The sequence below is a fragment of the Aneurinibacillus migulanus genome (assembly GCF_001274715.1).
Taxonomy (GTDB): Bacteria; Bacillota; Bacilli; order Aneurinibacillales; family Aneurinibacillaceae; genus Aneurinibacillus; species Aneurinibacillus migulanus.
On the sequence record NZ_LGUG01000004.1, the window covers coordinates 2,502,401 to 2,518,027 of the forward strand.

At 46.0% G+C, this 15,627-nt stretch carries 18 protein-coding genes; 12 read left to right on the plus strand and 6 right to left on the minus strand.

The genetic code is table 11. From position 1 onward, the window contains the following. Positions 1–184: 184 nt before the first annotated feature. Genes AF333_RS13900 through AF333_RS36790 form a run of 3 tightly spaced genes read left to right on the plus strand, consistent with a single transcriptional unit; the run spans position 185 to position 2,895 of the window. On the plus strand, positions 185–1,612 hold the full coding sequence (locus AF333_RS13900; RefSeq protein WP_043064091.1) for a YfcC family protein: 1,428 nt from the start codon (positions 185–187) through the stop codon (positions 1,610–1,612). Between the two features lie 18 nt (positions 1,613–1,630). Continuing rightward, positions 1,631–2,746, plus strand: a complete 1,116-nt coding sequence (locus AF333_RS13905) for a mandelate racemase/muconate lactonizing enzyme family protein (RefSeq protein WP_043064092.1) — start codon at positions 1,631–1,633, stop codon at positions 2,744–2,746. Positions 2,747–2,769: 23 nt separating this feature from the next. Beyond that, positions 2,770–2,895, plus strand: coding sequence for a hypothetical protein (locus tag AF333_RS36790; RefSeq protein ID WP_268752757.1), 126 nt, complete (start codon positions 2,770–2,772; stop codon positions 2,893–2,895). Positions 2,896–3,021: 126 nt separating this feature from the next. On the opposite strand, the gene AF333_RS13910 is transcribed toward AF333_RS36790, so the two are convergent. Beyond that, positions 3,022–3,804, minus strand: coding sequence for a DUF4931 domain-containing protein (locus AF333_RS13910; protein ID WP_043064093.1), 783 nt, complete (start codon positions 3,802–3,804; stop codon positions 3,022–3,024). 207 nt (positions 3,805–4,011) lie between these two features. On the opposite strand from AF333_RS13910, the gene AF333_RS13915 reads away from it, so the two are divergent. From AF333_RS13915 to AF333_RS13925, 3 genes are all read left to right on the plus strand, one after another. Further along, a complete protein-coding gene (locus AF333_RS13915) occupies positions 4,012–5,118 on the plus strand; it encodes a DUF3900 domain-containing protein (protein WP_043064094.1) in 1,107 nt (368 codons plus the stop codon). A gap of 139 nt (positions 5,119–5,257) precedes the next feature. Next, complete coding sequence (locus tag AF333_RS13920) at positions 5,258–5,608, plus strand: hypothetical protein (protein WP_043064095.1); 351 nt, start codon at positions 5,258–5,260, stop codon at positions 5,606–5,608. A 118-nt stretch (positions 5,609–5,726) separates the two neighbouring features. Further along, positions 5,727–6,041 (plus strand): hypothetical protein, encoded by a 315-nt coding sequence (locus AF333_RS13925; RefSeq protein WP_043064096.1) that lies wholly within the window; start codon positions 5,727–5,729, stop codon positions 6,039–6,041. A 35-nt stretch (positions 6,042–6,076) separates the two neighbouring features. On the opposite strand, the gene AF333_RS13930 is transcribed toward AF333_RS13925, so the two are convergent. The 4 genes from AF333_RS13930 to AF333_RS13945 form a co-directional block, all read right to left on the minus strand. After that, complete coding sequence (locus AF333_RS13930) at positions 6,077–6,256, minus strand: hypothetical protein (protein WP_043064097.1); 180 nt, start codon at positions 6,254–6,256, stop codon at positions 6,077–6,079. A 117-nt stretch (positions 6,257–6,373) separates the two neighbouring features. After that, complete coding sequence (locus AF333_RS13935; RefSeq protein ID WP_139188844.1) at positions 6,374–7,210, minus strand: aldo/keto reductase; 837 nt, start codon at positions 7,208–7,210, stop codon at positions 6,374–6,376. A gap of 151 nt (positions 7,211–7,361) precedes the next feature. Then, positions 7,362–7,805, minus strand: a complete 444-nt coding sequence (locus AF333_RS13940) for a MarR family winged helix-turn-helix transcriptional regulator (protein WP_052811722.1) — start codon at positions 7,803–7,805, stop codon at positions 7,362–7,364. A 230-nt stretch (positions 7,806–8,035) separates the two neighbouring features. Then, positions 8,036–8,287 (minus strand): hypothetical protein, encoded by a 252-nt coding sequence (locus AF333_RS13945; protein WP_043064098.1) that lies wholly within the window; start codon positions 8,285–8,287, stop codon positions 8,036–8,038. 37 nt (positions 8,288–8,324) lie between these two features. Between AF333_RS13945 and AF333_RS35235 the strand changes: the two genes are divergently transcribed. From AF333_RS35235 to AF333_RS13955, 4 genes are all read left to right on the plus strand, one after another. Further along, on the plus strand, positions 8,325–8,597 hold the full coding sequence (locus AF333_RS35235) for a hypothetical protein (RefSeq protein ID WP_235496441.1): 273 nt from the start codon (positions 8,325–8,327) through the stop codon (positions 8,595–8,597). 216 nt (positions 8,598–8,813) lie between these two features. Continuing rightward, the gene (locus tag AF333_RS13950) at positions 8,814–9,500 is read left to right on the plus strand and encodes a flagellar brake protein (protein WP_043064099.1); all 687 of its coding nucleotides are present in this window, start codon (positions 8,814–8,816) and stop codon (positions 9,498–9,500) included. 198 nt (positions 9,501–9,698) lie between these two features. Continuing rightward, positions 9,699–9,872, plus strand: a complete 174-nt coding sequence (locus tag AF333_RS33660; RefSeq protein ID WP_158502288.1) for a hypothetical protein — start codon at positions 9,699–9,701, stop codon at positions 9,870–9,872. Positions 9,873–10,077: 205 nt separating this feature from the next. Continuing rightward, entirely contained in the window at positions 10,078–10,923 is an 846-nt protein-coding gene (locus AF333_RS13955; protein ID WP_043064100.1) for a patatin-like phospholipase family protein, read from the plus strand. A 60-nt stretch (positions 10,924–10,983) separates the two neighbouring features. Here the strand turns inward: AF333_RS13955 and AF333_RS13960 are convergent, their stop codons facing one another. Beyond that, the gene (locus tag AF333_RS13960; protein ID WP_043064101.1) at positions 10,984–11,193 is read right to left on the minus strand and encodes a YrzA family protein; all 210 of its coding nucleotides are present in this window, start codon (positions 11,191–11,193) and stop codon (positions 10,984–10,986) included. A gap of 157 nt (positions 11,194–11,350) precedes the next feature. Between AF333_RS13960 and AF333_RS13965 the strand changes: the two genes are divergently transcribed. Further along, positions 11,351–12,514, plus strand: coding sequence for an exonuclease SbcCD subunit D (locus AF333_RS13965; protein WP_043064102.1), 1,164 nt, complete (start codon positions 11,351–11,353; stop codon positions 12,512–12,514). Beyond that, positions 12,511–15,606 (plus strand): AAA family ATPase, encoded by a 3,096-nt coding sequence (locus AF333_RS13970; protein WP_043064103.1) that lies wholly within the window; start codon positions 12,511–12,513, stop codon positions 15,604–15,606. Before AF333_RS13965 ends, AF333_RS13970 begins: the two co-directional genes overlap by 4 nt. The last annotated feature ends 21 nt before the right edge of the window (positions 15,607–15,627 follow it).

The window sequence follows — 15,627 nt, forward strand, 5'->3', positions numbered from 1 at the left end:
AAAGCTCGTGTATTGTAAATTGGCTGAAGTCGTAGGGAAAGAACAACCGTACCACCAAGGCCGGCCGTGCGCTGTATATCGGTTATGTATATGTTGACACTAGGCTAAATTTTCAGTATATTTTAACTGTTAATTAACGACTAAATAGCGACAAAAAGTTATTTAGTAACAAGGGAGGAAGCGGATGAGCAAAACGAACGTAAGTACTACAGGGTTAGAGACAAAAAAGCAGCCGGGATCGCGCGTTCCCCATGTGTTTGTTATTTTGTTTTTTGTCATCGTATTGGCGGCAGTGGCGACTTATCTCGTAACGCCGGGTGAATATCAACGCGCTGAAGATGCCCGGGGCCGGATGATTGTCGTTGATGGAACGTATCATGCGGTAGAAGCTGCGCCAGCAAAATTCATGGCAATTTTCCAATCTATTTACAAAGGGATGCATGAAGCGGCCGACATTATTTTTTACATTTTTATCGTAGGCGGCTCGTTCGGGGTTTTGCGAGCCACGAATGTCATCGAAGGCGCCGTTGGCAGCATTTCACGGAAAATGGCCGGCCGGGAGAAGATATTGATTCCAGTGTTTATGTTATTTTTTTCGCTAGCCGGCGCCATGCTTGGGCTGGCTGAAGAAACTATTCCGTACATTACGATTATGGTGCCGCTCGTGATGATGCTTGGGTTTGACTCGATTACCGGGGCGGCTATTGTGCTCATTGGTACATCAGTCGGCTTTACGGCGGCGTTCATGAACCCGTTCACAGTCGGTGTAGCTCAGGGAATTGCCGATCTTCCGCTGTTTTCTGGCATGGGACTCCGCCTTATCATATGGTTTGTCATGCTGGCGGTAAGCATCTGGTATGTTATGCGTTATGCAGAGAAAGTCAAGAAGGAGCCGACCAAAAGCGTTATGTATGAGCTGGATCGGGTGAATAAAAGTCAAGTCAATTTTCAGGGGGACGAGTATAGATTAACGACACGGCATAAGCTAGTTCTGATTATTCTTGTAGCTACACTTGTAACATTAGCAGTTGGTGTCTCAAAATTCGGCTGGTTTATTCCAGAAATCGCCGGTTTGTTCCTATTGATGGGTATTTTAATGGGAGTGGTTGCCCGCATGCCGGTTAACGACATTGCTGAATCCTTCATTGAAGGCTGTCGTACGTTGGTGATGGGAGCGTTGGTTGTCGGGGTGGCGCGTGCTATTCTGGTCATTCTTGAAGACGGAAAAGTCATGGATACCATTCTCCATAGTCTCGCTACCGGCGTCGGATCACTTCCCGGCGGTCTTACCGCGTTTGGTATGTATTTGGTACAATGTATGATTAATTATATTGTGCCTTCAGGAAGCGGTCAGGCCGCGCTAACGATGCCGATTATGGCACCGCTCGGGGACCTCGTGGGCGTCAGCAGGCAAACGGCAGTGCTTGCGTTCCAGCTGGGTGACGGCATCTCTAATATTTTTACGCCTACATCCGGATATTTCATGGCTGGCCTTGCGTTGGCGGGAATCCCCTGGGTGAAGTGGGCGAAGTGGATTTTGCCGCTCATCCTTATACATTATATATTGGGCGCTGTGTTCGTTACGCTCGCTCATGTTATAGGATATTCTTAAAAAGAGAAGGTGAAGAAAGTGAAAATTATATCGGTTAGTGTGATGGCAATACAGCTTCCGTTGCGTCGTCCGTTTATTGTGGCATATGAAACGTACGAAACCATGCCGATGATTATCGTGAAATTGCAGACGGACACAGGGTATATCGGATACGGAGAGGCTACTCCGGATCAGCATGTGACCGGTGAAACGTGGGAAAGTACTTACGCCGTACTGACGAAAGTTCTTGGGCCTCTGGTGCTTGACGAACATCCGTTTAATATTGAGCGCATTCATGCCAGGATGGACGACGCGCTGTATGGTTGTCCGGCAGCCAAAGCGGGCATCGACATCGCTTGTTATGATCTGATGGGCAAAATATCAGGCCAGCCGGTGTATCACTTGTTAGGAGGGCTGTATCACGATTCCTTGACGATTCCATATGTACTCAGCATCAAAGAGCCGGAAGCGATGGCGCAAGAAGCGGCAGATGCAGTAGCAAATGGCTACGGCTGTATTAAAATAAAAGTGGGGTTACATCGCGATACGGACATAGAACGCGTTCACGCTGTGCGCAAGGCCGTCGGAAAATCAGTGCAAATTCGGGTTGATGCCAATCAGGGCTGGCAGAATCGTACCGATACACTGTACGTGCTGCAGCGGATAGAGGATTGTAATATTGACTGGATTGAGCAACCAGTGGTTGCTGACGATTTGGTAGCACTGGCGGACGTGCGTCGCCAGACAACATTGCCGATCATGGTGGATGAAGGACTGCATGATGTACGTGATATGCGTGAGGTGATTGCTCTAGGAGCAGCGGATCGAATCAATATCAAGCTTATGAAATGCGGCGGACTGTATCCGGCATTGAAGCTGGTCAGTCAGGCGGAGATGGCGAGGATGGAATGTCAGGTTGGTTCGATGGTGGAATCATCGGTTGCCACTGCGGCAGGTGCGCACCTATCCATTGCAAAGAAAAACATTACTTCCAATGAGATGGTAGGGCCGCTCATGTTTACCCAAGACATTGGCGCACTGAACTATGAAGGCAGCCGGTTGCATCTTTCTGATAAGCCCGGACTTGGTATCGAAGTCGATGAGCGGATGCTTGCAGAAATGGTATGCATCAGCGAGACGGTAGATAGAAAATAACAGCGTGGTTGGAAGGAGGAGGGATGGAGAAAGAAGAGAGTGGATACGCCCTGCGCCCCGGCAGAAAAAAGGCGGACATATTTGTTCCAACCGCCCACCGCCCTTCCTTCTTTTCTTATCTCCTACCACCAGAATATGTACATTTATAAAGTGAGATGTATATAGAAGAAAGGAGGTGCGCGTGCAGACGTGTTCCCTCGTCTTTTTCTCACAAGGAAGAGATACGTTGTGGTGGCTATTCACTCTGGATACTACGGAATAATCAACACCCTTTATTACATAGACGCTGCTTCGGAAAAGTATAGCGATTGGATGCGTTGTACCGTTTCGGCAAGATTATTGGGCACCTGGATAATTGAGTATCCCATTAAATAAGGGGAGCCCGGCGCACGCAATACGATTTTGGCAATGATGTTGCCCTTATACTCGTAAAAGAAAATGTTGTAGCTTTTATAGCGCTTATTCATATGTGTAAGCAGGAAATGGACCGCAATTTGCACATATTTAGCCATTTTGTGTAATGCGTTTCGGTCGCTGAGTACGACATTGAATTCGGTAAACCCACCTCGTGGACGGGTAGAGAGATTGAATTCGACACCAGGTGTACGGTCGATGACTAGGCCGCTAAACTGCTCGGGATGAAGATGTTCACGGTAGTCGGCGTCATACAGTCCGACCATTTGCATATGTGCGTGGTAAATGGAACCTCCGGAATGGACCCCATGGTTTTTGAAAAAGATGACAGAACGGTATTTCTTGCTGGATTCGAGCGTTTCCCAGTTACGCATCGCAAAATCGAACAGCGCATGCAGATGGGATTTATCATACGTTGATAAATCATCCTGGCATGTTTCTGTCTCTACCAGCACCATCTGATATGCGCGTTCAAGTGTTTGAAATTTATTTTCGATTAATAGAAATGGACCGTCCTGGCTAATAACAACTCCTTCTTTGAAAATCGTTTCTCTATCACAGAACGGACAACTGTCTTCTTTATTGTGTAAGGTAGATGGCTTGGTCCGTGCGATATTAGTTTGAAAGTTCATATATGTATACATAGAGCATCCTCTTTATCTGCATAGATTTTATTTTTACTAAAATCATACTTAATTTTTGCGTAAATGAAAACGTTCGAGCACTCTACAGATGCTTTTTCTCTTTCATACAGGGTGCAAACAAGCTACAATAACATAGATAGAGATAATCAATACCCTTGAGAGATTATGATATATTTGCATCGTATTTATGGGAACGGAGAGACATACATGGAATGTGCTGTACAATACCTTTCTTTTTTCGTCGTGCGCGGTGAAGGAGAAAATTCAGAGAAAGGATATAAACATTATCAGACGCTAGCGGAAATCGAATATACGAACAGCGCGCTGAAAGACTTCCTTGACGGTGAATTCGCCCGCGTTATTAAACGAAAAGTTGAACGAAATCCAAAAACAGAGCAAGCACCGACAAAAATTGGTCGCTTCATCGTTGAACCCGGACACGGACTTGATAGCAATCCGAATTACAATCTGTTTGCTCGTCTCCGAGGTGCTGCCAGTAAAGAAGAGTTTCGGCGCCATAGCGAAGATTTGGTGCGTACGTATATAAATACAAGTGCTATTCGCGGAGGGGCGCTGATTGTTGCACGTACCCAGCTTACAAAGTACTTCGATGAACCGTTCGCCTTCGTACTTAAATGCGACTTCGAGCCAAAAATCGCAACCGTTACGGATGAACGTAGTCTCATCAGCCAAGTAGAGATGGCTATTAGTGCCAAGAACATGAAATCCATTCAATATCCGTATATGCCTGAGGAAGGGATGCTAGAAGAGTGGGAATTGAAAATCCACCAAGCATCTCATGCCCGGTATTTCGAAGACTTTCTTAAATTCGTCGAATATGATCAATCATTACCAGAGATGATGAATACACAGGTAATGGGAATGGTACAAGAGTATATTGAGACCGCCTACGAGGAAGAAAGTCAAGAGAGGCAGCAGGAAGAAGAGGCGATGGAAATCTGGGCTGCAAGCGAGAAGCGTGAACTACAGCAAAAGTGGTCGAATGAGCAGGTCGTCGAAGCGGCAGCCGCACTGGTAGAGCAAAGACCCGATTTGGAGATGAAGCTAAAGCTGGACCATATTACGGTGAAGGCGCTTTTAGCCGATTTTGGTGATTCGATTCACATTGCAAAATTGGGTGATCGATACGTCGTATTGATTGAGGGAGATGGGTTCGAATTCGAAAAAGGTGTCTCCCCCATTGAACTGCTTCAGCCGGATGAGCTTGAAGATGTAATAGGACGTATTAAACAAAAGCAAGGGGAGCCTTCTGCCCATGAAACGGATGAGACAGATGATGCACCGCCGTTTTGATATGGGAATACAGTAGGGAAGAAGAGTCATTTCGTAAAAATACGAAATGGCTTTTTTTATTTTTTGTTACTTTTGCTGTAAAGATGGGTAAAAAAATAAACAATTACATCTGTTAATTATCTGAAGGAGGGAAGGCGGCATGATTACACTGCTATACGCAGAGATTATCGACTATGATCAAGATTATTTGCATATTACCGCCGCATACCGTAAGGACAGACATTCCCCTCGCTATCTTATACATACACGCCGCAATGACATTGCTCAACGCTATGAGTTATTAAAACTGGAGCAGTGGAATGAGAAGACAGGTACATACGATGCCCTTGCTGAGCCGGTAGAGGATACACCATATGAACAGGATGCCTTTGTCGCTTTTTATCTCGCTCTGGGTCAGGCAGCAACCGACGAGCAATTCTATACAGTAATGAAGAAACTACGCATCAAGCCAGAGCATGCCCGTATTCCGCTGGCACATGGGCAGAAGTGAAAAATATTTGCACCCAAATTTTTTTTCCGCCTGATTGTTTGGCAACAAATCCATGTCCTCTGCTTACCATACTAGTAAGGGAATTCGAAATGGTCATACAGGTAAGGGGATGGGAGGTATGGAGCACTTCAGCGTAGGCGAATGGGTGAAGTTCCCTTATAATGATAAGGGAAAAACATTGCTTCTTACCGGTTATGTAAAAGAAATGAACAAGGCGCAAATGATGATGACGGTGTTCGTACCGACAGTTAAAGACGGCTCTGCCGCAGCAGCAGCGCGCAGCGGCCATTTTCGCGTACCTCTTGACGTGGCGGAAAAAATCAAGGAACTTCAGCTTGAGCCTGAAGATTATGATGCGCTGCTGGACATGGCGCTTGACAGCAAAGACGAGAACTGGTTTGAAGAACTGGTATGCAAACGGAGTAAAATGTAGCGAGGTGACTCGCTGCATTTTTATTGTCATGTAATCTAAAAAAGGCGTTCGAGCCGACGGGCATGCTGCTCCAGTTGTTCAAGCGTAATCATACCTTGATCATAGAATCGGCATAGTTCGTCAAACTCCTGACTTTTGACCATTCGATAGAAAGAGAGTCGGGGAGGAACACTTTTCAGATGGGTACGAAGCTGCTTTTGCAAAGGATAAGACATGAATATCACCTCGATTATATTCTCTTACCCCATTGTCCCGGAAAAAAACTTGTCCTATACACTATGATACAAAAAAGCCGTTGACTATCTTATTACAAATAATCAACAGCTTTGATGCTAAAAGTCAAAATGGAAATGATCGGGGTCCTGTCCGCTGCGCTCATTACGGTTCAGCGCATCAATTCGTTCCATCTCTTCCTTGGATAATGTAAAGTCGAAAATGTCTGCATTGGCTATGATTCGCTCTGCATGAACCGATTTCGGGATCGTAACGACCCCATGCTGTAAATCCCAACGTAAGATAACCTGGACAGGCGTTTTCCCATGCTTGCGGGCAATATCGTTCAGTGTCGTCTCATCGAGTAGGCGACCCCGCATCAACGGACTCCATGCCTCAAGTTGAATGCCTTTCTTTTTGCAGAAAACAAGCAGATCTTTCTGTGTTAGTCGAGGATGAAATTCAACTTGATTCACCATCGGTACGATACGGGCGTCAGTTAGCAAATCCTCTAAATGGTGCACATGAAAGTTACTAACACCGATTGCGCGCACAAGCCCATTTTCGTATAATTTCTCCATTGCGCGCCACGTATCTTTATATTTTTCTTTCACCGGCCAGTGAATAAGATACAGATCAAGATACTCCAATCCAAGCTTTTCTCGGCTTTGTTCAAAAGCGCGCAGGGTGGAATCATATCCTTGATCCGAATTCCATATTTTTGTTGTAATGAACAAGTCTTCGCGGGGGATGCCGCATGTTTGTATGGCTTTGCCGACACCTCTCTCGTTGTGATAAAGAGAGGCAGTATCGATACTTCGGTAACCAGCCTCTATCGCAGCTTTCACCGCCTGTTCGACTTCTTCGCCTTCCTGTGTTTTGTAAACGCCCAGGCCTAGCCATGGCATATGAACGCCGTTATGTAGCACAGTATAATCGGAAATGCTATGGATCATTGATGTTGCCTCCTCTTATGTTTCACCTGCTTTGTTCACGTTCATTTTACCATATGATAACCATGCTTACCGTTCACTGCTTTTCCCCTGTAGTTTGACGGGGGAGCGGCTCTTTCTTTATGTTCCATGCGCGATATCCTCCCTTTGCATTTTAGATATAAGGAAGAACTTTGTTGTAGATGCGGATAAGGTGCTGGAGATCGTCTGTAGATAAGTGATGGCAAAAAAAGCTTAGAATTTGTTGGCGCCTGCGCTGAAAACCTTGTAGTGCTTTTTGTCCGTCTTCTGTAATAGCAAGCAAAACAATACGCCGATCTTTTTCCGAGCGCCTGCGCGTTACATAGCCTAGTGAGATGAGGCGATCGGACAATCCGGTAACGGAAGGGAGGGTAATCTCAAGCATTTCCGCCAAATCGGAAATTCGCTTCGGACCATATATAGCGATATGTTCAAGAATAAACGCTTGTGAGGGGGATAATTCTTGCATAGGATTTTTGTATAGACTTGCTTTTGCTTTGCGAAAAGTAATTTGGGAGGTGCGTTCCAATTCTCGCAGCAGATTGGAGCGTTCCTCGGTAAGGTCATGTTCTACCATGGGATATCCTCTCTTTTCTATGTAGAGTGTATATGCTATGTTAATATGCTGACGTTTTGATGAATGGAGGCAAGTAACGGACGATAAGGGGAGAAGGTTGGATGTCGTTGTATATATAGTTAGAATTGTGAATAATTAGTAATCCTAACTATTAGCTATTATATGACGCTCTGTAAAGTGTGTCAATTGGCTGACCTGGAGATAGGAAGGGGTTCTGAATCGATGTTGCACTACACATTTTTTAATGTGGTGCTGCTTCTGAATCGCGTAGTCCTGCAGGGTCCTGTCATTGCGAAGCAGGAGCGAATATCTCCGTTTACGAGCGGCTGTAGGTACTTTTCTTTCTGTTTATCCGTCACCGCGTACCATAGAATTTCCGGGTTTCCTGCATCTGGTGCCATCGAACTGAATACGTATGGAGCAATCGGGCTACGACCGATGATTTCGGACAACAGTCCGAGCGAGACATAGCCCATACCCATTCCGCCCGCTTCTTTCTGCTATTGTTGTGCAAATAAAATGTCAAGACTACGCTATCATATAAACATAGAGCCGATAAGGAAGAGACGGTTATCATACCTGTTGATTATCCGTATATTGGAAGTGATAAGATGCACGTGTCAGCGTGTGGGATACGGCTGCTTTGCGGTCCTGCCTGGCTGGGGCAAAAAGCGGCTCTCTAGGCTTTCGTGCGGGAGACGAACCGATGTCCGTTTGGAATACGGTGTGGTGGCTATCCAGTCTGAAGCGTACAGGGGAATCAACACCCTCAAGCAGTTATATAACGTATAAACGTATAGTTCTACAGAACCTAATTATCGAAGTAAGCACATCTGAGAAAAATTTTATCTGGAAATTATACAAGAATGTAGTAATATTTTCTTATCAAACCTTTTTGTTTTGTTGAAATTAGTGAGCAATAAGTATTACCTCGTTGTGAGGATTTTTACATGCGGACATCCAGGAATAGATGAGGTTTTTTCCGAAAGAAAGTGGGAGGTGGATTCCGTGTTTCCTGCGGTAAATCAAATGGTCCGAATCATTTCTTTTAATGAAGGAAATGAAGAGAAAAAATATAAGGCAATTGTAGCGGATAGTACGAATGAGCATATCATGCTCACTTATCCGATAGATGAGCAAAGCGGGCGAACGTCGCTATTGCTTGATGGCTGGACTGTGTACGTAAGCTATAATCATTCGGACGGAGCACAATATGAGTTTTTAAGTGTTATCGTGCGTAAGCAACGTGACAACATTCCGATGCTCGTGCTGCTTAAACCGGCTAAGGATAATATCCGGCGCATCCAGCGAAGGGATTATCTGCGTGTGCCTGCAAAAGCAAAACTGGAGTTTTCATGGCAAACGCAAGACGGTGAGAAAGCATATTCCGGTTTTACTGTTGATATTAGCGGTGGTGGTATTAAGTTTGTTTGTAATGCACGTATTTCATTTCCAGAAGAGAATATGATCGAGTGTCGGCTGTATCTGCCGGAGATTAATGCCCAGAACAAGAAAACGAATCAGGAACTCTGTATTCCGCTAAAAGCGAAAATCATCCGTCATCCGGTGCCGGGAGGGAACGGTCTGCAGACTGTTGCTGTTACATATGAAGAAATTGCGGAGTTTCATCGGGAGAAAATTATTCGTTATTGTTTTTCCAGACAATTAGAAATCAGAAATAAAGGTGTACTGTAAATGGAAAAGTTCTCTTATGAGAGCTTTTTTATAATTAGAATAATGGCTTATAATCGTCAAAGTATTATGTCAATACTCACATAATGTTCATTAAAAGTTTAACAAACCGTTAAAAATTGCCAACATTTTCTTAAGTTGCCTGTATTACAATAGATTGTGAAGAAGCGGAAGCACCTACCTTAAGGAGGGTAATAAAAGATGAAAGAACAATGCGCAATTTGCGGTGAACGTACGGAAGAAATGAATGTTTGCCAGGTCTGTATGGATATCGAAGAGTTTGGCTACCCGTCGTTTCCGGCATACGCGCTAGTAGAGACAGAAATGCTACAGGTGGAGAAGAAGAAAGAAAAACACTTGCAATTAGTTGGCTGACAGGTTGAGGGATAAAAAGAATATAAGAGAAACGATTAGCGCCTGGTGCAGGTATAAAAACTTGTCCGGGTGCTTTTATTATACTGATAAGTAATAAAATACTGCGTATATAATAATATTAAACGATTGCAGTGCGGTTTTGCGTTCTCTCTTTTAATAATTTATAGTTAGAAGTAGAAAAAATTAAAGTGAAGAAGGTGAAAGGATGGAACGGATTGGACTGGTGCTTGAAGGTGGCGGCATGCGTGGCGTCTATTCGGGTGGCGTGCTTGATTTTTTCATGGAGCATGACTTGTACTTTCCGTACGTAATCGGCGTATCTGCCGGTGCCTGTCACGGCTCCTCGTATGTTGCCCGGCAAATCGGCCGCAACAAAAAAGTCACGATCGACTATATTGATCATCCAAACTATCTTAGCTATCGAAACTTGTTTCGCGAAAAGAGCTTGTTTGGTATGAAGTTGATATTCGATGAGTTGCCGAACAAATTGGTGCCGTTCGATTTCGATACGTTTTACGCATCGCCCCAGACTTTTATTGTCGGTACGACTGACTGCATGAGCGGCGAACCTGTTTATTTCTCCAAAGATTCGGCAGATATGTTAGTAGTACTGCGTGCTTCGAGTAGCTTGCCATTCGTCTCACCCGTGGTTACGATTGACGGACGACCGCTCCTGGATGGCGGTGTGTCCGACCCGATCCCCATTCGCAAGGCGATAGCAGACGGAAACGAGAAGAATGTTATTATCCTGACACGTAATCGGGAGTATCGAAAAGAACCGTTTAAATTAAAGTGGCTGGCCGGTAAAGTATATCGCAAGCATCCAGGTCTAGTAGATACGCTCATTCGCCGTCATAAGGTCTATAATGACACGCTCGCATACATTGAGGAACTGGAACAGAAAGGAAAAGCGTTCGTTATTCGTCCGTCGCAGCCGCTTGCGGTCGATAGAATAGAGAAGAACAAAGAGAAGCTATCAGCTTTATACGCCCAGGGCTACGCGGACGCGCAGCGGGTAGCCGATTCATTGGCCGGATGGCTTGCACATTAATATTTTTGCTGCGATTCAGCCCATGGTTTGTACGTGACAGGCCATGGGCTGTTTTGTGTATTACGGTTTGGCTTTAAAGTGGACGATGGCGGTATACAGCGGGCGTCCCGAATCCGGCGAGAAGCAAACATGATGCGTAACCGAATGCACCTCAAGCATAAGGACTTTGTTGTTTTCGATTTGCTCTTCGATTTTTTTCTCCAGCGTTTTTATATCATACGCTTCGAAGCATTCGACTTTGTCATGAATCCGTTCAAGTTTGAATTCCATTCATATCGTTCCTTTCTATACATACGTTCTTTTTCATATTATACGGTTCTATTGATTAAGAAAAGAGAAAGAAAAGAGAAGAAGCGACCTTCTGCCTTCATCTAGTAATTTCTGATAGAATAGAAAAAAACAGTGAACAGAACCGGGGGAGTTAGTAATGAAATTTTTTCATACGGCCGATTGGCATTTGGGAAAGATTATCCAATCGGTGTATATGACGGAAGATCAGGAATATATTCTGCGCCGCTTTATTGAGGCTGTAAAGGAAGAGAAACCGGATGCGGTATTGATTGCTGGTGACTTATATGATAGGGCCGTACCGCCTACTGAAGCTGTTGAACTGTTGAACCGTACGCTGCATGAGCTAGTCGTTGAACTGAAGACACCAGTGCTAGCAATCGCGGGCAATCATGACAGTCCGGATCGGATTGAATTCGGCAGCAGCATGATGCGTGAGCAAGGACTTTATATCTCAGGTCGTTATAACGGTAAGAGTGATCCAGTAGTACTGCATGACGAATACGGGCCGGTGCATTTTCATCTGGTACCGTATGCCGATCCGGGCCGGGTGCGAAGCGCTCTGGATGACGAGGCGATTCGTACGCACGATGATGCGGCAAAAGCAATTACCAACCGTATTATTGAGAAGATGGATAAGGATGCTCGTCACGTATTCATCGGGCATGCCTTCGTCACCCCGTCAGGCGAGAAGGAAGACATCGAAAATGCCAGTGATGCAGAGCGTCCGCTATCCATTGGCGGTGCCGAGTATGTGCATGCACGTTATTTTCAGCCATTTCACTATACAGCGTTAGGACACTTACACCAGGCGCATCATGTCGGTGACGAGACGATTCGTTATGCCGGCTCTCCTCTTAAATATTCCATTTCAGAAGAGCGTCATCATAAGGGGTTCTATGTTGTTGAGATGGATGGGCAGGGGCAGGTTCGCATTGAGAAAAGGTCGCTTACGCCCCGCAGGGACATGCGGAGCGTGTGTACTATGATTGATGAGCTGGAAACCCATGAACGGAGCGAGGATTATGTGTTCGTTCAACTGCTTGATGAAAATCCGGTACTGTCCGCTATGGAAAGAGTCCGTTCGGTTTATCCGAACGCGATGCATGTTACACAAAACATGATGATAGCACAGGTCGAAGAAATTGGAGTTGAGCAGGTCGAACAGGCAGAAAAGGATGATCTGGCATTGTTCCGCTCTTTTTATAAAGAAGTTAAAGGAAGCGAGTTAACGGAAGAGAAAGAGAGAATTTTCCGCGAGGTGCTCGAAGAAGTATTCGCGAAGGAAGGGGAGCGCGTATGAAGCCGATTCGAGTGACGATGACAGCTTTTGGACCTTACAAGCAGCAAGAGATCATCGACTTTACAGAACTGGGCGAACACCGTTTGTTCGCTATTTCCGGTACGACTGGTGCGGGAAAGACTACCATTTTTGATGCGATTTGTTTTGCATTGTACGGAGAAGCGAGCGGGGAGGAGAGGAGCGATACGAAATTTTTGCGCAGCCATTTTGCCGAAGATGATGTGCATACTTCCGTAGACTTGATATTCGAGCTGCGTGGCCGCCGTTATCGCGTGTTCCGTCAGCTAGGCCACATAAAAGAGGGAAATAAAACGGCAACAGGCGCGCAGATTGAACTGTATGAGGTAACTGAAGATAAGGAAATTCCTTGTGTTGATCGGTTCGCGGTCAATGATGTAAATGTGAAAATCGAAAATCTGCTCGGGCTGACCAAGCAGCAGTTCAGCCAAATCGTCATGCTGCCACAGGGTGAATTCCGCAAGCTATTGACATCGGATACGGAGAACAAGGAAGAAATCCTGCGCCGTATCTTTAAGACCGAAGCGTATCAAGCGGTTGTGGATGCACTGAACCGGCGCCGCCGGGAAGCGGAAGAGCGGTGTCGTATCGGGGAAAAGGAGCAGGAAAAATACATAAGCCAGATTCTAGCTGTACTTCCAGAGCGCGCAGAGTCCTTGTTATTCGAAACGCTGCGCCAGCCGTATCGTAATCTTGATCAAATCGTAAAAGGGCTTGATGAAGAGTACGCCTATCATGATAGGCAAGCTGCCATACATAAAACAAGTCAGACGAAGGCCGAAGAAGCATATAGAACACATAATGAAGCGTATCACAGCGCTCGCTCCGTCAATGAAAGATTTGATGAACTGGAGCGAAAGCGGGAGCGCGTAAGAGAGCTGGAACAAAAGGCACCTGTAATGGAACATAAAGGGCAAACACTCGTGCTTGCCGAGCAGGCTGCACGTATAGAGGTGCATGAGGAGCACTGCATTGCGACCAGGAAAGAGGAAGAAACGAAGCGTTTGGAACTTATCCAAGCGCAGCAGGCCGAACAGGAAGCGAAAGAAGGATTGATGAAAGCTGAACAAATGTACCGAAGAGAAGAGGCGGAAGAAGAGGTACGACAGGCAGCCTTCCGTGAAACAGAGCATCTACGAGAGCTGTTGCCTCTGGTAGAAACGATTAACCGTAAAGAAGACGCACTTCAGATGCGTAGAAAGCAAATGGAGAAACTGCAGGACCGACTTGTGGAGGCAGAGAAGGCATGGCAGACGGACAAAGAGAAAAAGACGGCGCTTGATACAGAAATTAAACAGGCAGAAGAGAGGGTGAAGGAGCTAAAACCTAAGCAGGAACGCCTGGCAGATATGCGTATGCAGGTCTATGCTCTGCAAAATTATGTGAAAGCGGCCCAGGGCATGGAGGCATTAACCCAGGATGCAACCGAGAAAAAGACTGCATATGAAAAAATCCGTGCAGAATTTGAAGCGTTAGAGAGGCGCTGGATGGAAGGTCAAGCTGCTGTGTTGGCGCAGCATCTGCATGATGGTATGCCGTGTCCGGTCTGTGGAAGCGTGGAGCATCCGAGAAAAGCTATGGCGCAAGACGCCGGTCTGACCAAAGAATATATCCAACAAAGAAAATATGAGAAAGAAAAGCAGGAAAGTCTGTTCCGTGAAGCACAAGCGCGTCTGCTGGCGGAGAGAAGCACGCTCGCAAAGCTTGCGCATGAAATTGAACAGTATGGATTCTCGCCGGATACGGCGGTACAACAATACCCTTCATTTGTAGAAGAAGGACAGATGTTGAAAAAAGAAGTAGAAGAGCTCAAAAAAGCTGAACAGCTTCTGAGTACGAAGAAGGAAGAGCGTGAAGCGACGGAGAGGAAGCTGGAGCTTCAGGCAGAACAGAAAGCGCGACTCATAGATGAATCGAATGTAGTCCGCATGGAGTACGAGAAAGACAACGTATTGTATCAGGCCGATTTGCAGAAAGTACCGGAACCGCTACGGGTGTTAGAGCGTCTGCAAGCCTCGATAAAGGAAGCTTCACTCAGGAGGGAGCTGCTTGAGACAAAGTGGAAACAAGCGCAGGAGAGGCACCGCATGGCTTCGGAGAACGTAATCAAGGCAACGAGCGGCCTCCAGTATGCACAGCAGAAGGTGACAGAGGCAGTGGAGCGGACGGCACAAGCTGAGCAGCGTTTTATCCGAGCGCTCAGCGAAGCGGGATTCACGGATGAGGATGTATATCGGACAGCGAAATTGCCGGAGTCAGAGCGCCGCCGCATTAAAGAGGAACTTGAACGATTCGCTTCCGAACGGGCGGCAGCAAAAGCGCAGCTAATCGCTTTAGAGGAGGAACTTATCGGCAAGGAGCGTTCTAACTTGGCGGAGCTACTTGCCGAAGTAGAACGGCTCGATATGGAGTGTAAGCAGGCGCGTAAACAATATGAAGCTGCACTCGCGTGCCGCGAACGGGCACGCGAGTTGCAGAAACAAATCGAGGAAGCCGGGCAAAAGTTTAAGGAATTGGATCAGGATCGTGCGCGAATCGTTGATTTGTACAACATGATACGTGGCGAAAACCGACACAAAATCTCGTTTGAGCGCTATCTGCAAATCGAGTTTCTTGAGAAAATTATCTATATGGCTAATCAACGTTTGCATAAGCTGTCAAACGGTCAATTCCAGCTTCGCCGCAGTGACAGACTTGAGAAAAGGGGGCGTCAGAGCGGTCTTGGACTGGACGTATATGATGCCTATACAGGGTTGACAAGAGACGTGAAGACATTGTCCGGAGGAGAAAAATTCAATGCCTCTCTTTGTCTTGCACTCGGTATGGCTGATGTGATTCAAGCATATCAGGGTGGCATTTCAATTGAGACGATGTTTATCGACGAAGGATTCGGCTCATTGGATGATGAATCGCTGCAGAAAGCGATTGATACGCTTATCGAACTGCAAAGCTCTGGACGCATGATCGGGGTTATCTCTCATGTACAAGAATTGAAGAATGCAATGCCGGCTACACTGGATGTACGGAAGACGAAAGAAGGTTTTAGCCGGACGCGTTTCGTGCTGAAGGAGTAGAAAGAAGAAAGGAGGGGGTGC